At 69.0% G+C, this 22543-nt stretch carries 19 protein-coding genes; 7 read left to right on the forward strand and 12 right to left on the reverse strand.

The annotated features are described in order from the left end of the window. Positions 1–3: 3 nt before the first annotated feature. The 3 genes from nadB to ACZ5LB_RS06810 are packed head-to-tail and all read right to left on the reverse strand — an operon-like array spanning position 4 to position 3046. The gene (gene nadB / locus ACZ5LB_RS06800) at positions 4–1572 is read right to left on the reverse strand and encodes an L-aspartate oxidase (protein WP_464605427.1); all 1569 of its coding nucleotides are present in this window, start codon (positions 1570–1572) and stop codon (positions 4–6) included. Beyond that, entirely contained in the window at positions 1569–2345 is a 777-nt protein-coding gene (locus ACZ5LB_RS06805) for a DUF309 domain-containing protein (RefSeq protein ID WP_464605428.1), read from the reverse strand. Before ACZ5LB_RS06805 ends, nadB begins: the two co-directional genes overlap by 4 nt. Next, entirely contained in the window at positions 2345–3046 is a 702-nt protein-coding gene (locus ACZ5LB_RS06810) for a MotA/TolQ/ExbB proton channel family protein (protein WP_464605429.1), read from the reverse strand. The genes ACZ5LB_RS06805 and ACZ5LB_RS06810 overlap by 1 nt, the downstream gene beginning before the upstream one ends. Positions 3047–3155: 109 nt before the next feature. Here ACZ5LB_RS06810 and ACZ5LB_RS06815 point away from each other — a divergent pair, with 109 nt between their 5' ends. The 3 genes from ACZ5LB_RS06815 (at position 3156) to tatC (ending at position 5644) form a co-directional block, all read left to right on the forward strand. Next, positions 3156–4511, forward strand: a complete 1356-nt coding sequence (locus tag ACZ5LB_RS06815) for a UDP-glucose dehydrogenase family protein (RefSeq protein ID WP_464605431.1) — start codon at positions 3156–3158, stop codon at positions 4509–4511. 95 nt (positions 4512–4606) lie between these two features. Beyond that, positions 4607–4795 carry a twin-arginine translocase TatA/TatE family subunit gene (gene tatA, locus ACZ5LB_RS06820; RefSeq protein WP_306601189.1) on the forward strand — a complete coding sequence of 63 codons (189 nt, stop codon included), beginning with the start codon at positions 4607–4609 and terminating at the stop codon, positions 4793–4795. 6 nt (positions 4796–4801) lie between these two features. Beyond that, positions 4802–5644, forward strand: a complete 843-nt coding sequence (gene tatC / locus ACZ5LB_RS06825) for a twin-arginine translocase subunit TatC (RefSeq protein ID WP_464605432.1) — start codon at positions 4802–4804, stop codon at positions 5642–5644. 90 nt (positions 5645–5734) lie between these two features. Here the strand turns inward: tatC and ACZ5LB_RS06830 are convergent, their stop codons facing one another. The 3 genes from ACZ5LB_RS06830 to ACZ5LB_RS06840 all read right to left on the reverse strand — a co-directional run bounded on the left by ACZ5LB_RS06830 (position 5735) and on the right by ACZ5LB_RS06840 (position 9208). Further along, positions 5735–6121, reverse strand: a complete 387-nt coding sequence (locus ACZ5LB_RS06830) for a hypothetical protein (RefSeq protein ID WP_464605433.1) — start codon at positions 6119–6121, stop codon at positions 5735–5737. A gap of 77 nt (positions 6122–6198) precedes the next feature. Next, a complete protein-coding gene (locus tag ACZ5LB_RS06835) occupies positions 6199–7359 on the reverse strand; it encodes a DUF4388 domain-containing protein (protein ID WP_464605434.1) in 1161 nt (386 codons plus the stop codon). A gap of 4 nt (positions 7360–7363) precedes the next feature. Next, positions 7364–9208, reverse strand: a complete 1845-nt coding sequence (locus ACZ5LB_RS06840; protein ID WP_464605435.1) for a hypothetical protein — start codon at positions 9206–9208, stop codon at positions 7364–7366. Between the two features lie 185 nt (positions 9209–9393). Between ACZ5LB_RS06840 and ACZ5LB_RS06845 the strand changes: the two genes are divergently transcribed. Next, positions 9394–10413 (forward strand): carboxypeptidase regulatory-like domain-containing protein, encoded by a 1020-nt coding sequence (locus ACZ5LB_RS06845; protein WP_464605436.1) that lies wholly within the window; start codon positions 9394–9396, stop codon positions 10411–10413. A 48-nt stretch (positions 10414–10461) separates the two neighbouring features. Here ACZ5LB_RS06845 and ACZ5LB_RS06850 read toward each other — a convergent pair whose 3' ends face one another. Genes ACZ5LB_RS06850 through ACZ5LB_RS06865 form a run of 4 tightly spaced genes read right to left on the reverse strand, consistent with a single transcriptional unit; the run spans position 10462 to position 15485 of the window. Beyond that, complete coding sequence (locus ACZ5LB_RS06850) at positions 10462–12270, reverse strand: response regulator (protein ID WP_464605437.1); 1809 nt, start codon at positions 12268–12270, stop codon at positions 10462–10464. Further along, the gene (locus ACZ5LB_RS06855; protein ID WP_464605438.1) at positions 12267–13937 is read right to left on the reverse strand and encodes an ATP-binding protein; all 1671 of its coding nucleotides are present in this window, start codon (positions 13935–13937) and stop codon (positions 12267–12269) included. The genes ACZ5LB_RS06850 and ACZ5LB_RS06855 overlap by 4 nt, the downstream gene beginning before the upstream one ends. A 19-nt stretch (positions 13938–13956) precedes the next feature. Continuing rightward, positions 13957–14487: an RsmD family RNA methyltransferase gene (locus ACZ5LB_RS06860; protein ID WP_464605439.1), complete on the reverse strand. Its 531-nt coding sequence runs from the start codon at positions 14485–14487 to the stop codon at positions 13957–13959. Next, positions 14484–15485, reverse strand: coding sequence for a beta-ketoacyl-ACP synthase III (locus tag ACZ5LB_RS06865; protein WP_464605440.1), 1002 nt, complete (start codon positions 15483–15485; stop codon positions 14484–14486). The genes ACZ5LB_RS06860 and ACZ5LB_RS06865 overlap by 4 nt, the downstream gene beginning before the upstream one ends. Before the next feature lie 159 nt (positions 15486–15644). On the opposite strand from ACZ5LB_RS06865, the gene kdsB reads away from it, so the two are divergent. Together kdsB and ACZ5LB_RS06875 are read left to right on the forward strand one after the other, a co-directional pair. Beyond that, entirely contained in the window at positions 15645–16424 is a 780-nt protein-coding gene (gene kdsB, locus ACZ5LB_RS06870) for a 3-deoxy-manno-octulosonate cytidylyltransferase (protein WP_464605441.1), read from the forward strand. Then, the gene (locus ACZ5LB_RS06875; protein ID WP_464605442.1) at positions 16421–17296 is read left to right on the forward strand and encodes an EamA family transporter; all 876 of its coding nucleotides are present in this window, start codon (positions 16421–16423) and stop codon (positions 17294–17296) included. The genes kdsB and ACZ5LB_RS06875 overlap by 4 nt, the downstream gene beginning before the upstream one ends. Positions 17297–17645: 349 nt before the next feature. On the opposite strand, the gene ACZ5LB_RS06880 is transcribed toward ACZ5LB_RS06875, so the two are convergent. Then, positions 17646–17912: a hypothetical protein gene (locus ACZ5LB_RS06880; RefSeq protein WP_464605443.1), complete on the reverse strand. Its 267-nt coding sequence runs from the start codon at positions 17910–17912 to the stop codon at positions 17646–17648. 147 nt (positions 17913–18059) lie between these two features. On the opposite strand from ACZ5LB_RS06880, the gene ACZ5LB_RS06885 reads away from it, so the two are divergent. After that, on the forward strand, positions 18060–20678 hold the full coding sequence (locus tag ACZ5LB_RS06885) for a PAS domain-containing hybrid sensor histidine kinase/response regulator (RefSeq protein WP_464605444.1): 2619 nt from the start codon (positions 18060–18062) through the stop codon (positions 20676–20678). Here the strand turns inward: ACZ5LB_RS06885 and ACZ5LB_RS06890 are convergent. Beyond that, positions 20635–22542: a glutamate ligase domain-containing protein gene (locus tag ACZ5LB_RS06890; RefSeq protein WP_464605445.1), complete on the reverse strand. Its 1908-nt coding sequence runs from the start codon at positions 22540–22542 to the stop codon at positions 20635–20637. The genes ACZ5LB_RS06885 and ACZ5LB_RS06890 overlap by 44 nt on opposite strands. Position 22543: the final 1 nt, after the last annotated feature.

A 22543-nucleotide genomic window follows, 5' to 3' on the forward strand; every position in this document is an offset into this window, starting at 1 on the left:
GGTTCAGTCCAGCCGGTAGTGGCAGCCCCGGGATTCGGGATTCTGCAGCGCGGCCTTGAAGATGAGCCGGGCGCAGATGATGCCGTTGCGCAATTCCAGGAGGCTGCGGGACAGCGGCGCGGCGCGGTAGAAGGCCTCGAGGCGGTGGTAGAGGTAGCCCATGTCGCCCCGGCCCCGGAGAAGGCGGTCCTTGGTGCGCACGATGCCCGCGTAGTTCCAGAGGGTGGTGCGGATGCTGGTCCAGTCCTGCTCCAGGAGGAGCGGATCGGGCTCCGGCCCGGGGGGCACGGGCTTCCACGGCTCCAGGGAGTCCGGATCCGGCAGCGCGATGCCGCGGCTTTCCACCGCGCAGGTCTCGCCGGCGCGGTAGCCCCACACCAGGCCTTCCAGCAGCGAGGAGGAGGCGAGCCGGTTGGCCCCGTGAACCCCGGTGCAGGACACCTCGCCCACGGCGAAGAGCCCCGGCAGGCTGGCGCGTCCGTCCAGGTCCACGGCCACGCCGCCACAGAAGTAGTGGGCCGCGGGCACGACGGGGATGGGCTGGGTCTGGGGCTCCAGGCCGGCCTTGCGGCACGCGGCCAGCACGGTGGGGAACCGCGCTTCCAGGTCCAGCCTCCCCTTGAGGGGCTCAAGATCCAGGTAGGCGCAGGGCTCCCCGTTGGCGGCCATCTCCTGGAAGATCGCCCGGCTCACCACGTCCCGGGGGGCCAGTTCCAGACGCTCGGGAGCGTACTTGCCCATGAAACGCTCGCCCCTGCCGTTCACCAGGTGGGCGCCCTCGCCGCGCAGGGCCTCGGTGAGGAGCGTCCGGGGCCGGCCGGGGACGTAGAGGGTGGTGGGATGGAACTGGACGTACTCGCAGTTTACGATGCGGGCGGAGGCCCGGTACGCCGCGGCCAGGCCGTCCCCGGTCGAGGAGGGCGGATTGCTGGTGTGCAGGTAGAGGTAGCCCAGGCCGCCCGTGGCCAGGATGGTGCGTTTGGCCAGGCACATGCGCACCTGCCCGTCGGGGGTCAGGCCGTAGGCGCCCCAAACCTGGATGGGATCGTAGACGCGCCGGGGATCGCGGCTGTGGTGGGGAACCGTCAGGAGGTCCACCAGGGAGTGGCTCTCGAAGATCCGGATCCGCGGATTGGCGCGCACCTTGGCGGTGAGGGCCTCCTGGATGGCGCGTCCCGTGGCGTCCTTCACGTGCCAGATGCGCCTGGCGCTGTGGGCGGCCTCGGCGGTGGGCTCGGGCTCCTGGGCGCCGGTGTGGTCGAAGTCGACCCCCACCTGCTTCCAGAGGAACTCCCGGCAGAGGATGGGGCCCTGTTCGGCGAGGAGGGCGACGGCCTCGGGCTTGCAGAGCCCGGCCCCGGCGGTGTCCACGTCCGCGGCCAGGAGCTCCGGCGAGTCGTGGGCGTCGGGCGGGGGCAGGCCGATGATGCCCCCCTGGGCATAGGCGGTGTTGGATTCCCCAAGGGTGTCCTTGGCCACCACCACCACGTCGGCGCCCATCTCAGCGGCGCGCAGCGCCGCCGTGCATCCCGCGATGCCGCCGCCGAGAACGAGTACGTCGCAGGTGATCACGTCAGCTCCCATTCGGGCCGGTCGAGGCTCCAGAGGCGTTCCCAGGGGGGGACCTCGGCACGCAACCCGTATTCGTCGTCAAGGGCCTCAAGGCGTTCCCGGACCCGGTCCAGGGCCGGACCGTAGCCCACGGTGCCCCAGGGGGTGGCCAGCCCGCGGCCTTCGCCGAGGGCCTCCACGGCGTCCTCGAAGAGCCCCGCCATGCCGGGGGCGTTCTGCACCTGGTGGTGGTGGAACCCGCCCGCCATGAGGATGAGCCCCTGCAGCCCCATCTTGAGGGGGCCTTCGGCCTCCAGCCAGAGGGGCTCCAGGGCGTCGTGGCACTCGTGGAAGAGCGCCGCGTTGAAAAGGGAGACGCCCGCGGCCAGGCGGTAGGTCCCGCCCTCGGGCAGGCCCAGCAGGGCCAGGAGGGTCACGCCGCTGCGCAGGCTCACCAGCGACGAGAGCGGATCCCAGATGCGGTGGGGGACCCACCCGCCGGGTCCCCGGTCGGCGGTGTCGGGAAACCTCGCCAGGGCGTCCTCCCAGGCCAGCTCGGGGTCGGCCTGGGGGAGCATGGCGCGGGCCCTCGCCAGCAGCTCGGCCTCGGGCAGGCCTTCGGGGAACTCCTCCCGCACCCGGGGGGCCCCCAGGATGGTGGGCCAGGCCAGGAGCGCCCGGTCACCGGGATCGTCCAGGGCCGCCTCCAGGCGGGAGCGCAGGAAGGTCAGCACCGGCCTGGGCAGCCCGGGCTGCCGCTGCCAGAAGACGGGGGTTCGGGGACCGCAGGCCATCAGGTGAAGTTGCGTTCGGAGACGCCGATGAACTCGAGGGCGAAGTCATCGAGCTCGGTCTGCCAGTGCTTGAGCTGGCCCTGGAAGAAGTTGTAGGCCATCAGGGCCGGGATGGCGGCCACCAGGCCCAGGGCCGTGGCCACCAGGGCCTCCGAGATGCCCGGGGCCACCGTGGCGAGGCTGGCGTTGCCCGCCGTGCCGATGCCGTGGAAGGCGTCGATGATGCCCCACACCGTCCCGAACAGGCCCACGAAGGGGCTCACGGCGGCGATGGTGGCCAGGATGCCCAGGTAGTTCTCCATGCGCCCCATCTCCACGACCGAGGCGCGCTGGAGGCAGCGTTCCACGGCCTCCATGCTCTTGATCTGGGGCTTCTGGCCGGCGGGGCCCGGGGCGGGGCGCAGCTGGTAGTTGACCTCCGAGAAGCCGGCGGTGAAGAGCCCGACGAGGGGGCTCATGGTGAAATCCGACGCACGGCCCTTGAGCTCGCCCCAGTTCGTCGTCTTGCGGAAGATGGCCCGGAACTGCTCGGTGACGCCCTTGCTGCGGCTGAGCAGGATCGCCTTCTGCACGATGATCACCCAGCTCACGATGGAGAAAGCCCCGAGGATCAGCAGCACCACCCGGGCCACGGTGCCCGCGTGGAGCACCACTTCCCAGAGGTTGACGCCCTGCCCTGCCATGAGGCCCATGTGGATCATGATCGCTCCTTCACGGGTGATTCTACCAAGGCTCGCCCTCGGGGAGTGCAACGGATACACTTGCAGTGGCGCGCACCCGCGCGGGACCGTCATAAACGAGAGGTAGAAGATGGAAGTTCTGGTCATCGGCACTGGATATGTGGGCCTCGTGGCCGCGGCGGGCTTCGCCGAGGCCGGGCACCGCGTACTGGGCATCGACACCGACGAAGCGAAGATCGCGAAGGTCCGCCAGGGCATCTCGCCCATCTACGAGCCGGGCCTGGACGAACTCCTGGCCAGGCACCAGGCCTCCGGGGCCCTCAAATTCGGCCTGGACCTCAAGGAGGGGATCGCCACCGCCGACGCGGCGTTCATCTGCGTGGGCACCCCCCAGGGCGAGGACGGAAGCGCCGACCTGCAGTACGTCCTCGCCGTGGGCTCCGCCATCGGAACCGCCATGGCCGCGCGGCCCAAGGACGCCCGGCCCCTGGTGGTGGTGGACAAGAGCACCGTTCCGGTGGGCACCGCCGCCCGGGTGCACGCGGCCATCGCCGCCCGCACCGACCGGGCCTTCGAGGTGGTGTCCAACCCCGAGTTCCTGCGGGAGGGCTGCGCCATCGACGATTTCGTGCGCCCCGACCGGGTCGTGGTGGGCTGCAGGACGGACCACGCCGCCGAGGTCATGAAGGGGCTCTACGGGCCGTTCCTCGAGGCCAGCGGCGGCCAGTGGCTCAGGATGGACCCGCCCAGCGCCGAGCTCACCAAGTACGCCGCCAACGCCATGCTCGCCCTGCGCATCAGTTTCATCAACGAGATCGCCGGCCTTTGCGAGAAGGTGGGCGCCAACGTGGACTACGTCAGGCAGGGCATCGGCAGCGACCACCGCATCGGCAAGCACTTCCTCAACCCCGGCCCCGGATTCGGCGGCAGCTGCTTCCCCAAGGACCTCCAGGCCCTGCTCAAGGTGGGCCGCGAGAACGCCCATCCCCTGCGCGCCCTGGAAGCCACGGTGGAGGCCAACCGCCACCAGAAGCAGGTGCTGGCCATGAAGGTCCGCGCCCACTACGGGTGCGCCTCGGGCAGCCCCGCGCCCCTGGCGGGCCGGAAATTCGCCCTGTGGGGACTGGCCTTCAAGGCCCACACCGACGACATCCGGGAGGCCATGTCCATGGAGCTCATCGACAGCCTGACCTCCCTGGGGGCAAGGGTGGTCGTGCACGACTTCGAGGCCATGCCCAACGTCAAGGCCAAGCTGGGCGACCGGGTGGACTACGCCCAGGACCCCCTGGAGGCCTGCGCCGGCGCCGACGCCCTGCTCATCGCCACGGAATGGCCCCAGTACGCCGCGGCGGACCTGGCGAAGGTGGCCGGGCTCCTCAAGGCGAAGGTGATGTTCGACGGCCGCAACCTCTTCACCCCGGAGGCCATGGCGGCCGCCGGCTGGACCTACCATTCCATCGGCCGGGTATCTAGCTACCCGGTTTAAGCTTACCGCTGGCACTGGATTTCGTGCCAATCTGGAACCAGCCCCGGGTTCGTCCCGGGCCGTGAAACGACTGACGCGTTCAAGGAGAAGAAGGCATGGGTAATCTCGGTTTGACTGAAATGCTGCTGATCGGCATCCTGCTGCTGATCTTCTTCGGACCCTCCAAGCTCCCGGAACTCGGGAAGGCGCTGGGCAAGGGCATCCAGGAATTCAAGAAGGCCAGCCGCGAGATCACCGACTCGGTCAAGGACGACGTCAACAGCAACACGTCCGAGAAGAAATAGGGCGGGGTGCCCGACCTCGCCTCCATGACGACCCTCGACACGCCGCCCAATCAGATGTCCTTCTGGGAGCACCTGCATGAACTGCGGGTGCGGCTCATCCGCAGCATCCTCATCGTTGCGGGGGCCTTCGCGCTCACGTACTTCTTCCGGTTCCAGCTCATGGCCTGGGCCCAGCGGCCCTTCATGGAGACGTACAAGAAGCACGCCGTGGCCCAGGCCCTCGCGGCCCACCAGCCGATCCCCACGGTCTTCGACCCCTTCGCCTACACGAGCCTCACCGAGCCCTTCTTCTCGCTCATGCGGCTTTCCATCTGGGCCGCCATCTTCGTGGCCGCGCCCTTCCTCTTCGGGCAGCTCTGGGGCTTCATCAAGCCCGGGCTCTACAGCCGCGAGCGGCGCTTCGCGATCCCCTTCGTGCTGGCGACCACGGGCTGCTTCCTGGGCGGGGCCGCCTTCGCCTACTGGAACGCCTTCGCCTTCCTGGGCGACATCCTGTTCAAGGAGGCCATGCAGGCCGGGCTGCGCACCAACCTCCACCTGGAGGACTACCTGGACCTCTTCATCTACACGGTGGTGGGCACCGGCCTCATGTTCGAACTGCCGGTCCTGGTGTTCTTCCTGGCCCGCTTCCGCCTGATCACCGCCACCTGGCTGCTCAAGTACTGGCGCCACGCCACGGTGGCCATCTTCACCGCCAGCGCGTTCCTGACCCCCGGCGACGTCATCGTCACCACGATCTTCTTCGGCGTCGTGCTGGAGGCCCTCTACTTCGCTTCCGTGCTGGTGGCGTGGGCCGCGCGGCCCCGCAAGCCCAGGCTCATCGACGTGGAGCCCGTGGAACCCGAGTAGCCGGCAGACACACGGAACGCCAAGCCCAGCGAGTGCACGGCACCGCCCGATGAGGAACGGGCGGTGGCCGTTCCGGGTGGGCCCGCAGTCTCACCTGAAGGCGTTCTGGTCGGTCGACAGATACAACTCACGGGTCACGACGTAATCTTTGAAGAGAACGCGGTATTTGGCATAATTACAATCCAAATTCTTCTCGACATAGCCGTAGTTCACGGAAACCCAACCCCCGTTCATCGGATGGCGTACGTAAAACCTCCAGTTGGAAAGCTCTTCCGCATCGATCGTCACCAGGACGCCCCCATATGGAACGTCCATTCCGTTTGGATCGATCGGAGCGATATGGAATCTCGTAGTTGTGGCTGAGTCCTTCTGCGCCCATCCGATGCGTCCGACGTACTCCGTTACGGGTGGACGCTGGGCCGAAACGGCTCCCACGAACAGAATGGAACAGCACATCATCCGCGCGGCGAAGCTCATGACCGGGTCCTCCTGCAATGGGGTCCGGCCATAAATATGTTTATTTTATATTTCTTGTCAAGGCCAGAGCCGAAAGCCTACTGCGGTTCCGCCAACCGGTCCTGGGGCGTGGGGACCAGAGGGTTGGGCTGCCGGGAGAAATCCGGGATGACCAGATGGGGGTCCAGGGTGACGCCCAGGGAATCCGCGAGGTTCCGTCCGCCGTCGCCGGGGGAGGCCATGCGGAAGGCCCACACCTGCCGGGTCATGGTGGCGGGGTCGGTGGAGACCTGCACGTCGGCGCGCTGGAGGCTGGCGAGGCCCTGGTTGGCCGAGGCCCTGGAATGGGGCACGTAGAAGGCCAGGGGGAAGCCCAGGAAGAGCGCCACGGCGGGCCAGAAGATCCAGGAGGGGCCCTGGGGGGGGGCGGCCTCCCTGCCCATCATGGCGGGGGGCAGGACCCAGACCGAGGGCTTGCGCACCTCGGCTTCGGTGGAGACCTCCAGGACGCCGGCCTCAAGGAGTTCGGCGATGAGCTTGCAGGTGTCGAGTTCGTCGTAGCGGCTGATCTGGAGCACGTTCTGGATGCTGGTGGAGCTGGAGAAGTAGGTCAGGACCGTCTCCTGCTCGTGGGAGAGGCCCGAGCCCTCCACGTTCATGGAGCCGCCGTCCAGCACCGTCGAGAGGTCCTTGTCGATGTCCAGGTTCAGCGCCGCGCCGTAGGGCGTCTTGCGCAGCGGAAGGCCGTTGTCGGGGAGGCGCCGCTGGACTTCGGGCCACTCGTCCATGATCCGCGCGGCCTCCATGAGGACCGTGTCCACGGGGATGGCCGGGAAGTTCTCCCGGTCCAGTTCCTGGGGCAGGATGGAGTCGAAGCGGTAGTCCCCCTCCACCCACCGGAAGGTGCGGTAGATGATCGACATGGCCTGGTTGAACAGTGCGTCCTGGAGATCCTGGGGGGACACCCGTCCGGATTCCAGGAGCAGGGTTCCCATGCGCTTGAGGGTCTGGCGCTGGCGGTGGATCATGGCCATGAGCTCTTCGCCCGAAAGCCTGCCCAGGCGCACCAGCATGGCGCCGACGCGGTCCTCCATGCGCACCTGGTTCGAATCGCAACCCACGATCTCGCCCTGGTCGAAGAAGATCTTGACGAATTCCTGGGCGCGGGAGAGCACGAGGGTTCCGCTCTTGCCCTGGGTCTTGATCATGTTGAACAGGGAAAAGAGATCGAAATCGCGGAGGGAGCCTTCCAGAGCCATTCGCCTATCCCCTTCTCGGCAGGAGCTTCAACCAGGAGCGAAGAAACAGCACCGCCAGCAGCATAAGCCCGAGGGGCATCCAGATGGAAGCCGGATCCGGCAGCACCTCGCCGGAGTAGCGCACGGAGCGGCCCGTGGCCAGCACGATCCCCAGCGCGAAGCAGAAGAAGGAATACTCCACCAGGCCTTCCTGAGTCTCCCCGATGAGCACCAGGTCGGCCCCGGGCAGCACCACGATGAGGCACCGGTGGAGCCAGCGCTGGGCGGACTGGAAGGACCCGACCTCCTCCACCTTCTTCTTCCGGCTCTCCCCGTGGAGGCCGTCCTTGAGCACGAAGAGGTGGTGGCACTTGGAGCACACGAAGGCGTCGGGGCTGTCGGTGGTGTGGAAGGGATCTCCACAGCGGGTGCATTGGGACGGGTGCGCCTCGCTGATGCTCTTCTTCAGCCGGAAGTAGAAGGCCACCGCCGCGGCCAGCGGCAGGATGAAATTGAAGGCGAGGAGGATGTTCTTGGCGCGGCCGGGGCCGTGGTCGGCGGGGGCTGCCTGGGCCCGGGCCAGCGCGGCCACCCGTTCGGGGTTGTCCGGGAGGGGCAGCGCGAAGGTGCGCTGGTCGTTCCGCGCCTGGTTGGCGGCGAGGATCCGGTTGAAGGTTTCCGGCGCGACCCGCCTGGCGTCCTCCTGCTTGGCGAAGCCCAGGGGGCCGTCCATCTGGCGGAAGGCCACCACGCTCTGGTTGAGCAGGATCTCGCCCCGCTCGGGGCCGAGGAGGGCGGCCTCGTCGAAGCAGGTCTGGGCCCCGGCGAGGTCGCCGAGCTGGTACCGGGCCACGCCCAGGTTGTTGAGCACCTCGGCGCGGTCGGGGTGGTTCCCGCGCAGGGACTCGAAGGTTCCGAGGGCCTTGGTCCACTCCTGGAACTCGAGCTGGCGCCAGCCCTCCAGGAAGGTGCGGTCACCCTGGGGCAGCGCGGCCAGGGAGCGTTCCATCCCCGCGAACGGCTGCGGGCGCATCTGGAGGGTCACGATGCTCGGGCTGGGCCTCACGGCGGCCATGGGCTCCAGGAGGGAGAGCGCCGGATGCACCAGCTGCAGGAGGAGGATGAAAAGGGTCGCCCGGATCTCCAGGGGCAGGAGGAAGGGGGCCAGGAGCCAGAGCCAGACCATGGCCACGATGCCGGGGTCCAGGCCGAAGACCACCGGCAGGGTGATCAGGAAGGCCCCCAGCAGGGCCATCACATGGGGGTTCATGGCGCCGCGGCGCAGGGGTTCCTCCCATATGTTGCGGAACACCCGGCGGTAGCGGATGCCGAGGGTCAGCGCGAACCCCCATAGGAGCAGGGTGGCCATGAGGCGGAGCCAGGCCATGTGCTGGACGGTCCACAGCCACCGGTGATAGGGGTTGGCGAGCCGGAGGCGGGTGAGTTCGAGCACGTCGGCGATGCTCCACAGGTAGCCCTGGGGCCCCTGCTGGCGCATGAGGATCACGCGGGTGCCCAGCAGCGTCGGGTACCGGGGCGCCCAGCGCTCCACGGTGTCGATCACCTTCAGGCCAAGGGCCGGTTCGCCCTGGGCGCCCAGGTCCCTGGCGAAGATGGCCATGGCCTCCACCAGGGGCACCACGTCCAGGGTGCCGTAGGTCCTGCGCAGCAATTCCACGTCCTGCACCGCGGCCTGGATGGCGGCGGGATCGCCGGAGCGGAAGGCCGGCTTCAGGCGTTCGGCGCAGTGGCTCAGGGCCACGGCCGGCAGCAGGTCCTGGTGGGTGCGGGACGCGGAATCGGGCTGCGCCGCGCCCAGACTCCCGGCAAGCGCCAGGAGGATCGCCCCAAGCAGAAGCCTAAACTTCATTTTTGAAGTATTTATCACTGCATGGACGAATCTGGCGGTCACGGATTCCAACGCGGGGATGGACGACCGTGTAACCGTTGCAATCATGGTCACTCCGTGGGTTGAAGGCAGCGTATCACAGTTCACCTCCGCGCCACTTCTCAAACCCTTGCATAAATGGGACCATGGAGCTATTCGGAGGCACTATGCGAAACATCATCACGGCCATCATGATCCCTGCGGTCTGCATGACGCTGGCGGCCCAGAGCACCGGCCGGATCGGCGGCAAGGTCACCAACAAGGAAGGCAAGCCCGTGGCCGGGGCCGTCATCACCATGAGCCGGTCGGACATCAACTGGACCAAGGAGATCAAGGCCGACGAAAAGGGCAGCTACCTCCAGGTGGGCCTCGAGCCCAAGGACTTCGCCATCTCCGTCACCGCCCCCGGCTACCAGACCTACAAGCAGAACGTGAAGGTCAAGCTGGCCGACATCACGACGGTCAACGTCGTCATGCTCACCCCGCAGCAGGCCTCCGAAGAGGCCCTCAAGGCCAACCTCGCCAACCTGCCCCCGGGCGAGGGCAAGGCCATGACCGCCTCCGCCTCCTTCAACGCCGCCGTGGAATTCTACAACGCCCAGAAGTTCGCCGAGGCCCTGCCCCTGATCACCTCGGCCCACGCCGACTTCACCGAGGCCCTGGCCACCCTCAAGGAGGGCGAATCCCGCGCCGGCATCGAGAAGAACATGCCCACCGTGGAGCGGGTGCTGGGCATCACCCTCTTCGAGGCCGGCAAGGCCGATCCCGCCAACAAGGAACAGATGCTGAAGGCCGAGCCCTACCTGGTGGGCGCCTTCAAGCGCACCCCCAAGGACCAGCGCGTGCTGGTGGCCCTGCTGGAGATCGCCAAGGCCAAGAACGACGCCGAGGGCATCAAGACCTACCAGGCCGCCATCGACGTCGCCATGGGCCCCCGCCCCGAACTGGCCTACAACGACGGCGTGGCCGCCTTCAACGCCGGCAAGTTCAAGGAAGCCAAGGTCTTCGTCACCAAGGCCATCTCCGTGAACCCCAAGTTCGAGGACAGCTACTGGCTCCTGGGCGTGGTGGAGTTCAGCCTGGAGAACCCCAAAGCCGCCAAGGAAGCCTTCAAGAAGTACATGGAAATCGCCCCCAAGGGCAAGAAGTCCGGCGAGGTCAAGGAATTCCTCAAGGAACTCAAGTAGCTTCCACCCCCGGCCCCGGCCTTCCCTTCGGGGAACCGGGGCCGTTCCCTACCTGAGCGGGACCTTCAGGGTGAGGGAGGTGCCGTCGCCCAGGTTGACCAGGTCCACCTCGCCTTCGTAGGCCGCCATGAGCTGCCTGCACGCGGCCAGGCCCTCCCCGGGGCTCCGCACGCCCATCACCACCTGCTGGTGCAGGCCGGAAAAGGGTTCGAAGGCCGTGTCCAGTTCCACGGGCGGGATGGCCCCGCCCTCGTCGGTGACCTGGAGGAGGAAGGCCTCCTCCGTGCGGGTGGACCGGATGACCAGCACGGGCGAGGGCGTGGGCCCGCCCAGGGCGTGGTGCACCACATTGAGCAGGGTCGTGGCGAAGTCCCCGTACACCCCGTAGATGAGAGGCACCCGGGCCTTGAGCTCCTGGGAGACCGCCACCTCAGGGGGAATGACGCCCTCGGCCTGGAGCAGTTCCAGCTCCTGCTGGATGAGGTCGTGGAGGTCCAGCCATTCCGGTTTGCTGGGCGTCTCCCGGCCCACCCGCCGCAACAGGGCCTTGAGGAGCCCGTCGATCTTCGAGACGGCCTCGCGGATCTCCGCCAGGGCCCTGGGGTGGGCCTCGGGCAGCCCGTTGCCGTCCGGTGCCGGCATGTGGTCCAGCACCTGGCTCTGCTGGTGGAGGCTCTGCACGGGGGCCTCCAGGCGCTGGGCGATCTTGGTGAACAGGTCGCCCAGGAGCGCCTGGCGGTCCCGGCGGTTCAGATCCGCCCGGGCGTTCTGGAGGTCCTGGTAGGCGCCCTCGATGCGCTCGTAGCTCGAAGCCAGCGCCCGGGTGCTGTTGTTGAGGTCCTCGATGAGCTCGGCGTTCTCCAGGCTGACCAGGGCGATGCTGGCGTGGAGGGTGGCCATCTCCAGTTCCTGGGCCAGGAAGGGCCGTTCCGCGGGGCGGCTGAGGATCCAGAAGCCGGCGATCTCCTGGCCCTCCTGGTGGGTGCGAAGGACCACCACGGCAACGTTGCCCATGGGCGGCCAGAGGCCCAGGTCCAGCCCCTCCTCCCAGAGGCGGCTGCTCCGGAGGGCCTCCCCGTGGAGGACACCCTGGGCGCCCATGGCCCAGGCCCGGGTCACGAAGCTGTGGCCCAGGGGCAGGACCGGCATGGCGTCGAAGGAGGCCCCGTTCCAGCGCAGGCCGTCGTAGTAGCTTCCGCTGCCATGGATGCGGTAGGCGGCGAGCCCGGTGGCGCCCACCTCCAGCCGCACCTCCGAAAGGATGCGCATGAGGAGCGTCCTGGGGTCGTGCTCGGTGAGGATCTCCCGGCTCAGGGCCAGGAGCCGTGCCAGGCTGGCGCTGCGCTGCTCCAGGGCGGCCTGGGCCTCGGTGAGCTTGCGGTTGGCCTCGCGGGCCTCCTTGAGCTGGAGCTCCAGGTGCTCGAGCATCTGGACGTTGAACTGGCGGAGGGCCGGAGCCTCCAGGGCCTTTTCCAGCTCCTCCCGGCGGCCCTGGAGGAAGGCCCCCACCTGGTCCACGAAGGTGAAGGGGTCCAGGGGCTTGGGGATGAAGCCGTCGCAGCCGGCCACCAGGGCCGTGTCGCGCTCGGACTTCTGGGTCTTGGCGGTCAGGGCCACCAGGGGCGTGGCCTTGAGCTCGGGGTCGTGCTTGAACTTGGTGGCCACCTCGAAGCCCGAAAGGCCCGGAAGGTTGATGTCCAGGAGCACCAGGGCCGGCTTGAGCTGGAGCGCCATCTCGTAGCCCTTGATGCCCTCCTCCGCCCAGTGCATGTCGTAGCCGGCCTGGGACAGGAGGCGCTGCACGAGCCTCCAGTTCACGAAATTGTCCTCGATGCAGAGGATCTTCGGAGCGGTCATGGCTGTGCCTCCGGCAGGAGGGGGAGGTCCACCGTGAAGGTGCTCCCCCTGCCCTTCTCGCTTTCAACGGTGATCCTTCCGTCCATGGCCATCGCCAGGCGCTGGGAGATGGCCAGGCCCAGGCCCGTGCCGCCGAAGCGGCGCGTGATGCTGCCGTCGACCTGCTGGAACGGTTTGAAGAGCCTCTGCATCTCGTCCTCGCTCATGCCGATGCCGGTGTCCCGGACGGCGATGCGCAGGCGGTCCCCGGCGCGCTCCATGCGCACCGTCACGGAGCCCTGTTCGGTGAACTTGATGGCGTTGCCCACGAGGTTGGTGACCACCTGCCTGAAGCGCGCCGGATCCCCGAGGATGCGGCACGGTCCGCCCAGGACCTCGTGGGTGAAGCGGATGGGGCGGTTCGCGATGAGGCCCGCGGCCATGGCGGCCACCTCCTCCAGGGCGGGCCCGGGGTCCATGGGCACCAGGTCCAGCTCGAACCGGCCCGCCTCGATCTTGGAGAGGTCCAGGATGGAGTCGATCATGCCCAGGAGGGTGCGGCCGTTCTGGTGGATGATGGACAGGTCCATCTTCACGTCCGAGGGGACCCTTCCCTCCCGTTCCTGCATGAGCAGGCCCGAGAAGCCGATGACGGCGTTCAGCGGCGTGCGCAGCTCGTGGCTCATGTTGGCCAGGAATTCGCTCTTGGTGCGGTCGAGCTCCTGCAGGCGCTGGAGGCTCATCAGCAGGCTGTCGTTGACCTCCGTGAGCTCCTGGGTCTTCTCCTGCACCTTCTCCTCGAGGGTGCCGGCCCAGGCCTTGAGCTCGGCCTGGGACTGCTCGAGGCCCCGGGTGCGCTCCTGGACGAGTTTCTCCAGGTTGGCCCGGATCTCCTCCAGCTCCCAGATGGTCTCCAGCAGCTGTCCGGTGCGTTCGTGGACCCGGGACTCCAGCAGCTTGGTCTGAAGCTCGATCTCGTCCCGGGAGACCCGCAGCTTGTTGGTCATGACCTCGAAGCTGCGGGCCAGGACGCCCAGCTCGTCGTGGGAGGTCGCTCCCACCGCCATGCCCTGGAGGTTGCCGCTGGCCACCTGCTGCACCGCCTGGGTGAGGGTCACCAGGGGACGGATGTAGAGCCTGGCCAGGTAGAAGCCCAGGAGGAGGGCCAGCGCCACCGCGGCGCCGCCCACCCACAGGGCCTGCCGGGTGTTCACGAGCAGCGCCTGCCGGATCTCGTCGGTGGTGAACCCCAGCACGAGGGTCCCCACGTGGACGCCTTCGGGGTTGCGGAAGAAGATGGGCGCCGTGGCCACCAGGATCCCGTCGGAGGCCCGCAGGAAGGTGAGGGTCCTGCCGTCGGTGTGCCCATAGGCGCCGGCCCAACTGGGCGCTGCCGGGGACTCGTCCACCACCTTCCCCTTCTCGTCGAAGACCACCGAAAAGCTGAAAGAAGGGATGTTCTTGACGCCCTCAAGGATCCGGGCCACCTCCCGGCGGTCCCGTTCCCCCATGGCCGTGGCCAGGGCATAGCTGGCGGTCTCGGCCACCTGGTGCATGCTGGAACGCGCCTGGGCCTGGAACTGGCGCTTCACCGTCAGGGGAAAGAAGACGAGGTTGAACAGTCCGAAGGCCAGCACCAGGATGCTGATGACGGCGCTCAGCTTGGTCTTGATGGAAAGCCGCGGCATGCAGAAGTTTAACCCGGCCTCAACGCGCGGGGCGCAAGATATGGAACTCCGCGGCCCCGTACCGGCGGGTCTCCAGTTCTTCCAGGCCCGCCACCGGGGGGAGGGCGGTTCCGGCCGCAACCTCGAAGACCAGGATGCCGTCCTGGCCCAGCCACTCCGCGAACCGGGGCCCCAGCTGGGCCCAGGCTTCCAGGGAGGTCTCGTAGGGCGGGTCCGCGAAGGCCACCGCCAGGTCCCGGAAGGCGTCCGCGGCCAGCCGCCGCGCGTCCTGGGCCAGGATCCGCACCTCGGCCCCCCTGGCGTTGGCGCGCAGGCACGCCAGGGCCTCGGGGGCCTTCTCCACCAGGGTCACGGGGCCGTAGCCCCGGGAGAGGGCCTCCAGCCCCACCGCGCCGGTGCCGGCGTAAAGGTCCAGGAAGGGGCCCGCGGGCCACCTCTGCAGGATGGAGAAGAGGGCCTCCCGGGCCCGGTCGGCGGTCGGGCGAACCGCCCTGGACCCCTCCGGGGCCGCAAGGCGGCGGCCCTTGAGGGTGCCGGCGATGATCCTCACACGGCCCAGCGCATGAGGGATCCGCCCCAGGTGAACCCGGCGCCGAAGGCGGCGAAGACGATCAGGTCGCCCTTCTTGACCTTCCCGGCCTCCAGGGACTGGTGCAGCGCGGTGGGCAGGGTGGCCGAGGTGGTGTTGGCATACTCGGCGATGTTGTTGGCCATGCGCTCGTAGGGCAGCTCCAGGCGCTTGGCGGCGGCGTCCATGATGCGGAGGTTGGCCTGGTGGGGAACGAACAGGGCCAGATCCGAGGGGTTTATCCGGTTGCGGTCCAGCATGAGGCGGCTCACCTCGGCCATCTCGCGCACGGCGTTCTTGTAGACTTCCTTGCCGTTCTGGTAGATGAAGTGCTCGCGGTTGGCCACCGTCTCGGCCGTGGCCGGGCGCATGGACCCGCCGGCCTTCATGCAGAGGAAGGGGGCGCCAAAGCCGGCGATCTTGTGCTCGTAGTCCAGGATGCCGTAGCCCTCCTCCACCTGCTCCAGGATCACCGCACCGGCGCCGTCCCCGAAGAGGACGGCGGTGTTGCGGTCCGTGGGGTCCATGATGGAGGTCATCACGTCGCAGCCCACCACGGCGACCTTCTTCACGGTGCCGGCGGCGATGAGGCTCGCGCCGGTGGTCATGCCGAACAGGAAGCTGGAGCAGGCCGCGTTCATGTCGAAACCGAAGCAGTTGGAGGCCCCGATCTTGTCCTGGATGAGAGCGGCGGTGCAGGGGAAGAACATGTCGGGCGTCACGGTGCAGCAGATGATGGCGTCCAGTTCGTCGGCGCCCATGCCGCGGCGTTCCAGGGCCATGCGCAGGGCGCCCACGCCCAGGTCGGAGGAGCCGGTGCCGGGCTCCACCCAGCGCCGGTGCCGGATGCCCGTGCGGGAAAGGATCCATTCGTCGCTGGTGTCGACCATCCGGGACAGCTCATCGTTGGTGACGAGGCGGTCCGGGTAGTGCTGACCGGTCGCAGTGATGCCCACGGGAATGGCGAACCTTCGTGTCAATGGAACCTCCGGTGTTGAATCCTCAAAGCCAAACCCTTGATTGTGCGTGATCGGCCGGCATATTTCCACGCAGGAGTTCATGGGCCCGGGGCCCTTCCCCCGGGAGGCCCATGGGGCCTCGGCCTTGCTATGATCAAACCGTCAACGAAAGGCCATCCCATGCGCACCCTCGCCGTCCTCCCGTCCCGGTTCCAGGCCTCCCGGTTCCCGGGCAAGCCCCTGGCGCCCATTTCCGGACGGCCCATGATCCAGTGGGTCTGGGAGGCGGCCCGGGACGCCCCGGGGGTGGACGAGGTGGTGGTGGCCACCGACGACGCGCGCATCGCCTCCACCGTGGAGGGATTCGGGGGCCGGGTGGTCATGACGGACCCGGACCTCCCCTCGGGCACGGACCGGGTCGCCGCGGCCTATGCCGCGCTGGGGGAGCCCTTCGATGCGGTGCTCAACATCCAGGGCGACGAACCCGCGATGCACCCGGCCACCATCGCCGGGGTCGTGAGCCTCCTGGAGCGCAACCCGGGCCTCCCCATGGCCACGGCGGCATGCCCCTTCACCAGCGCCGAGGAACTCTTCAACCCCAACAATGTCAAGGTGGTGCTGGACGATGCCAGCCGCGCGCTGTACTTCAGCCGCAGCCCCATCCCCTACCTCCGCAACAGCACCCTCTTCCTGGCCGACTTCCGCCCCTGGCTGAGTCCCCAGCACCTGGAGGTCTACCTGCGCCACCTGGGCATCTACGCCTACCGGCCCGAGGCCCTGCGCGCCTTCACCGCCCTTCCCGCCCACCCCCTGGAAAAGCTCGAGATGCTCGAACAGCTGCGGGCCCTGGCCGCGGGCATGGCCATCGGCGTGGCCCGCACCCCGCACCTCAGCCTGGGGGTGGACGTGCCGGCCGACATCCCCGCCGTCGAGGCCCTCCTGGTCATGCGCCGCCGGTGACGGCCTCGGCAGACAAGCGCACCGGCGGCATCCTCCTGGTCGTCCTGGCCGGGTGCAGCTTCGCCACCATCGGCATCTTCAACCGGCTGGCCGCGGCCCGGGGCGTGGGCGTGCCCACCGCCCTGGCGCTGCGCTTCCTCCTGGCGGCCCTCCTCCTCTGGGCCCTGGTGCCCCGGCGCCACCGCGTCCGGCTTCCCCGCGCCCGGCTGGCGGGCCTGGCGCTCATGGGCGCCCTGTTCGTGGTGGAGGCGGGGCTCTTCTTCGTCTCCAGCCGCAGGATCCCCGTGGCCCTGACCGCCCTGCTCCTCTACCTTTATCCCGCGCACGTCATGATCCTGTCCTGGGTCTTCCGGGGGGAGCGCCCGGGCCGGGGAGGCGTCCTGGCCCTGGCCCTCGCCCTGGCCGGGATCACCCTCGCCATCGGCTTTCCCGCCCAGCGCCTGGACCCCGCGGGGGTCGCCCTGGGCCTGGCCAGCTCCCTGGGCTACGCGGTCTACATTTTCCTGGGCGCCCGCATGCAGCGGGGGGTGCCCGCCCTGGTGGCCACACTCTGGATCAGCACCTTCGCGGCCCTGGTCTTCCTCGCCCTGACGCCCTTCCTCGGCGGGATCCACCCCGGGATGGCCCCCGGAGCCTGGGCGAGCGTGGCCGGCCTTGCGGTGCTGGGCACCGTCCTGCCCACGGTGCTGGTCATGGAGGGCCTATCGCGCATCAGCGCCACCCAGGCCTCCATCGCATGCACCGTGGAGCCCGTGGCCACGGCCGTGATGGGCGCGCTGCTCCTGGGCGAACGGCTCCAGGCGCTCCAGCTCGCCGGGGGGGCCCTGGTCATTGCAGCGGTGCTGGTGCTCTCGCTGGCGGACCGGACCTGAACCTGGCATCAGCCGGGATTCAGGCTTTGAAGCTGCCGCCCCGGATCCGGACCGCCCTCCCCTTCACCGTGCCGAAACGAGACGTTCGAAGCAAAACGTAGCGGTACTTAAATCATCTTTTTTTATCCCCGTTCATCCCCTTTATCCCCGGCAAAGTCAATCATTTAATGCTGCCGAGCAATGGGTGCGAAGCCGTACCCCAGCCCCCCGACCCACACCGGCCAAAAGAACGGGCCGGGGATGGACGGGGATGGACGGGGATGAAAGGGATATAAAATCATTATATACTTCGTTTCAGCCTTTCGATCGGCACCGGTGACCAGGCCTTCCAGAGGGCCCCGTTTCCCTTTCAGCGGCGAACGGCGAAATCCCGGCTCCCGGAATGCCTGCCGGATGTAATCCCCCGCGCCTCCGGCGCATAGTCCCACACGTCCCCAGCCCCGTCTCGGCCCCGGCCCTTGACCAGGGGCGGGTCCGGCGGCTCTGGCATGGTCCACCCCGGTGGCGTCCGGGGCTCGGGGGCGCGCTCCACGCGGAAATCCACCAGGCTGCGGCGGACCTCTCCGGCGGGGGGGGACAGGGCGAGGAGGGCGGGCAGACAGAACGCGAGGATCATGGCAAAAAATAAATTAATTATTTCTTCGCGCAAGACTGGCCGGGAGAATCCAGGCGCCTAGGCCAATTCGTTTTGCCCCGGATCCCCTGATATCCATTACCATCAACCGATCGACCCTCCCCCCGAATCGTGCTGAAAGAACCCGGCATGCCCCCCCCCGACGCTCCCCTGACCCGGGAACCCCTGTCCGCCGCTCTCCTCGGCGAGATCCTCGACCGCGCCCCGGACGCGGTGCTGGGGGTGGCTCCCGACGGCCGGATCCGCTATGCCAACGCTTCGGCCTGCGCGCTGCTGGGGTACGCCCCGGAGGATTTCCAGGACCTGGACCTGACGGCCATCGCCCCGGACGCGTTCCCGGGCCCCGGCGGGACCGGGGCCCTGGAGACGGTGCTGGTGGACCGCCACGGCGGCCGGATCCACGCGGAGATGACCCGGGCCCGGGTCTCCCACCAGGGGACTGAACTCCTCTTCCTCTACATCCGGGACATCACCTCCCGCAAGGCGGCGGAAGCCGCCCTGCGCCGCAGCGAGGCCCGGTTCGCCCTGGCCTTCAACGCGAGTCCCGACGCGATCAACATCACGCGCCTGGACGACGGCACCTACCTGGAGGTGAGCACCGGCTTCGAGCGCCTCACGGGCTGGAAGCGCGACGAGGTCCTGGGGCGCACCTCCGTGGAGCTCGGCCTCTGGGCGGACCCCGCGGAACGGCAGAAGATGACCACCCTGCTCAAGGAGAAGGGCGAGTTCGACGCCACCCTGTTCACGTTCCGGTGCAAGGACGGCACCCTCATCAAGGGCCTGATGTCGGGGCGCCTGGTCTCCCTGGACGGTCTCCCCTGCCTCCTGACCATCACCCGCGACGTCACCGTCCAGGAGGACGCCCAGCAGGCCCTGGGCAACCTCACCGACCTCATCGCCGCCATCACCGCCCATGTGCCGGCCTTCATCTCCCTCCTGGACCGGAGGGGGCACATGCTGTTCCTGAACAAGGTCGCCCCGGGCTTCGCCATGGCCGACGTCATCGGCATGGACTTCCTGGACGGACTCACCGACGAGGCCAAGCCCCTGGGCGCCCAGGCCCTGGCGCGCATCCTGGCGGGATCCTCCCAGGAAGTCTACGAAGGCTTCGGCTGGGGCCCGGACCGCAGTCCCCGGTGGTACCGCAGCATCATGGGGCCCATGATCGAAAAGGGCCAGGTGGTCGGCGCGGTGCTGATCGCCATGGACGAGACCGAACGCCGCCGCCAGGAGGCGCGCCTGCGCGAAAGCGAAGACCGCTTCCAGGCCCTGCAGAGCCACACGCCCGACGCGCTCTTCTGGATCCGCGTCGGTACCCAGGGGGAGCTGCTGCTGGAGGGCATGAATCCCGCCGCCGAATCCATCCTGGGGCGCAAGGCCCAGGACGTGGCAGGCCTTCCCTTCGAGGCCTTCTGCGCGCCCCAGCTCGCCGCCGCCTTCGTCGCCCACGACCTGGAATGCATCGCCGCCCGCAAGCCCCTGACCTTCGAGGAGGAAATCCCCGGCCCCGATGGATCCCGATACCTCTCCACCACCCTCGTGCCCATCCAGGACGACACGGGCCGTATCCACCGCATCGTCGGCAGCGCCCGGGACATCACCCAGAAGCGCCACATGGAGGAGGCCCTGCGCCTTTCCCAGAAGCTGGAGAGCCTGGGGGTCCTGGCCGGGGGCATCGCCCATGACTTCAACAACCTCCTCACCGCCATCATGGGCAACCTGAACCTCGCCCAGCTCAAGCTGCCGGAGGGCTCCCCCGCCCTGGGCCACCTGGAGGCCGTGGAGAACACCGTCCTCAAGGCCTCGGAGCTCACCCGGCAGATGCTGGCCTACTCGGGCAAGGGCCGCTTCTCGGTCAAGCCCCAGGACCTGGACGCCGTGGTGAACGGAATAGTCCATCTCCTCAAGGTGAGCGTCCCCAAGGGGGCGTCCCTCTCCATCCACCTGGCCGGGAACCTTCCCGCCGTCGAAGGGGACGCCGCCCAGATCCAGCAGGTGGTCATGAACCTGGTCACCAATGCCGCGGACGCCCTGGGCGACAAGGAGGGCGTCATCCGCGTGGCCACCCGGGAGGAGGACCTGGACGAGGCCCGGATCCGCGCCGCCTTCCCCGCCCAGGACCTGGAGCCGGGCCCCTTCGTGGTGCTGGAGGTGGAGGACACCGGCTGCGGCATGAGCCCCGGCGTGCTCGCGCGGATCTTCGACCCCTTCTTCACCACCAAGGTCAAGGGCCGCGGCCTGGGCCTCTCGGCCATGCTGGGGATCCTCAAGGGCCACAAGGCCGGGATCCTCATCCAGAGCCGCGAAGGCGAGGGCTCCTCGTTCCAGGTGTTCTTCCCCGCCTCCCGCGGCACCGCCGTGCCCCGGCCCCAGGCCGCGGCCGAGCCCGTGAGCGAGTTCTCGGGCCGGCTCCTCCTGGTGGACGACGAAGTGATCATCCTCGACTCCATCGGCCTGGCCCTGGAGACCCTGGGCTTCGAGGTGATCCAGGCCCGGGACGGAGTGGAGGCGCTGGAGCGCTTCGAGGCGGCCAGGCCCGACCTGGTGCTCATGGACCTGACCATGCCCCGCATGGACGGAGCGACCGCCTTCGCGAAGATGCAGGCCCTGAGGCCCGAGGTGCCGGTCATCCTCAGCTCGGGCTACGACCGGCAGGCGCTGGAGGGCGTCAAGCCCGCGGCCTTCGTCCAGAAGCCGTACCGGCTCAAGGAGCTGAAGAAGCTCCTGGCCGAGGTGCTGCGGGGCTGAGACGCGCCAGGATGGCCTTGGCCAGGTCCGTGAGCGAGGGATCCCGGGCGCCCATCACCAGCACCAGGTCCCCGGGTTTCGCGGTGGCGGCCAGCTTCTCCACCAGCCATTCCCGCGAGGGCGCATGGAAGGCCTGCGCGCCCCGGGCGGCGATGGCCGCCGCCACCTCGGCCGAGGAGATGTCGCGCGTGACGGTGCCGCCGGCGTAGAAGACGTCCAGCATCCAGAACAGGTCGCCAGGCCGGAGGCCCTCCGCGAAGGCCGCGATGAACTCCTCGCGCAGGAAGCGCAGGGGGCCGAAGCCGTGGGGCTGGAACACGGCCAGCACCCTTCCGGCCCGGGTCCTGGCGGTGCGCAGCGAGGCGGCGACCTTGGCCGGATTGTGGCCGAAGTCGTCCACCACCTCCACGCCCCCCGCCGATCCCAGGCTCTGGAACCTGCGGGCCACGCCAGAATAGGCCGCCAGGGGCGCCGCCATGGCCTCCAGGGGCACCCCCAGGGAGAGGCATCCGGCCATGGCGGCCAGGGCGTTCTCCACGTTGTGGAGCCCCGGCACGGGCAGCCTGAATCGCACGCCCCGCACCGTGAAGGCGCAGCCGTCCCGGTCTTCCGCCACGTCCTCGCACCGCAGCGCCGCCCCGGGGCCCGCGCCGAACACCAGGGCGCCCTCGGCGAGGTCCGCGAGGTTGGGCGCGTCGCCCACGCAGAAGGCCTCGCGGACCCGGGACCGGAAGGTGGCGAACATCGCCGCCACCTCCTCCATGGCCTTGTGGTCCTTCTGGAGGTTCAGGACGACGCCCACGGCGGGACTGTAGCGCACCAGGGAGCCGTCGCTCTCGTCGGCCTCGATCACCAGGATGTCCGAGCCGCCGGCCCAGGCGTTGCCCCAGAGGCCCTGGGTCTGCAGGGCGCGCAGCTCGCCGCCGGTGAGGACCGAGGGGTCGCGGCCCGCCCCGCGCAGGATCTCGAAGGCCATGGCCACCGAGGTGGACTTCCCGCTCGTGCCGGTGAAGGCCAGGGTCCTCTTCTCGCCCACGTAGTGGGCCAGCAGCTCGGACCGGTGGAGAAGGGGGATGCCCAGGCGCCGCGCCTCCCGGATGTCGGGCACGTCGTCCTCCACGGCCGTGGAGTAGACCACCGCGGCCGCGCCCGCGACCCCTGCGCCGTCCTGGGGCACCACGCGCACGCCGGCCTTTTCCAGCAGGGCCCGGCCCCCGGGGTTGCGGCCCTGGTCGAAGCCCCGGTCGCTGCCGCTCACGGGCCCATCCCCGGCGGCGAACTGCGCCAGGGCGCTCATGCCGCTGCCCCCGGCCCCGGTGAAGTGGAGGCGCCCCATGGGGCCCGTGGCGATCAGCACCCGGTCACCCTCCCGCACCCGGTCGAAGAGGTCCAGGACGTCCGCGCAGGCCATGCGCACGCACCCGTGGGAGGCCTTCGTGCCCAGGAGGCCGGGCTGGCTGGTGCCGTGGATGTAGATGAAGCGCTCCAGGGAATCCCTCCCGGGGCCCGCGTTCACCCCCGGTTCCAGGCCTTCCAGGGTGAGGATGCGGCCCAGGATGAGGTCGTCCTCGCAGGCCTCGCCTTCCCACACCTCGCCCGTGGGCACGCGGGACCTGAACACGGCGCCGGCCGCGGCCCCCGCCCCGATGCGGGCGTGGATGCGGTGCCAGCCCGGAGGGGTCCGGAACGAGCCCTCCTCCCCGCCGATGCCCGCCGATGCCGTGGAGACGGCGTACTCCACCAGGAGCCGGCCGTCCTCCAGGAGCCCGAGGCGCTGCCTTCCGGCGTCCACCACCAGGACGCGCCCGGCATGCGGGCCGGACCCGGCCAGGGAGAGGTACCGGATGGCGGAGACGGGATCCACG

The organism is Mesoterricola sp. MK458 (assembly GCF_055384935.1).

Bases quoted from the DNA above. Each gene is read 5' to 3' on its own strand.
- ACZ5LB_RS06805 (WP_464605428.1), bottom strand. From the start codon at position 2,345: ATGGCCTGCGGTCCCCGAACCCCCGTCTTCTGGCAGCGGCAGCCCGGG.
- ACZ5LB_RS06810 (WP_464605429.1), bottom strand. From the start codon at position 3,046: ATGATCCACATGGGCCTCATGGCAGGGCAGGGCGTCAACCTCTGGGAA.
- ACZ5LB_RS06815 (WP_464605431.1), top strand. From the start codon at position 3,156: ATGGAAGTTCTGGTCATCGGCACTGGATATGTGGGCCTCGTGGCCGCG.
- tatA (WP_306601189.1), top strand. From the start codon at position 4,607: ATGGGTAATCTCGGTTTGACTGAAATGCTGCTGATCGGCATCCTGCTG.
- ACZ5LB_RS06830 (WP_464605433.1), bottom strand. From the start codon at position 6,121: ATGAGCTTCGCCGCGCGGATGATGTGCTGTTCCATTCTGTTCGTGGGA.
- ACZ5LB_RS06835 (WP_464605434.1), bottom strand. From the start codon at position 7,359: ATGGCTCTGGAAGGCTCCCTCCGCGATTTCGATCTCTTTTCCCTGTTC.
- ACZ5LB_RS06840 (WP_464605435.1), bottom strand. From the start codon at position 9,208: ATGAAGTTTAGGCTTCTGCTTGGGGCGATCCTCCTGGCGCTTGCCGGG.
- ACZ5LB_RS06845 (WP_464605436.1), top strand. From the start codon at position 9,394: ATGCGAAACATCATCACGGCCATCATGATCCCTGCGGTCTGCATGACG.
- ACZ5LB_RS06850 (WP_464605437.1), bottom strand. From the start codon at position 12,270: ATGACCGCTCCGAAGATCCTCTGCATCGAGGACAATTTCGTGAACTGG.
- ACZ5LB_RS06855 (WP_464605438.1), bottom strand. From the start codon at position 13,937: ATGCCGCGGCTTTCCATCAAGACCAAGCTGAGCGCCGTCATCAGCATC.
- kdsB (WP_464605441.1), top strand. From the start codon at position 15,645: ATGCGCACCCTCGCCGTCCTCCCGTCCCGGTTCCAGGCCTCCCGGTTC.
- ACZ5LB_RS06880 (WP_464605443.1), bottom strand. From the start codon at position 17,912: ATGATCCTCGCGTTCTGTCTGCCCGCCCTCCTCGCCCTGTCCCCCCCC.
- ACZ5LB_RS06885 (WP_464605444.1), top strand. From the start codon at position 18,060: ATGCCCCCCCCCGACGCTCCCCTGACCCGGGAACCCCTGTCCGCCGCT.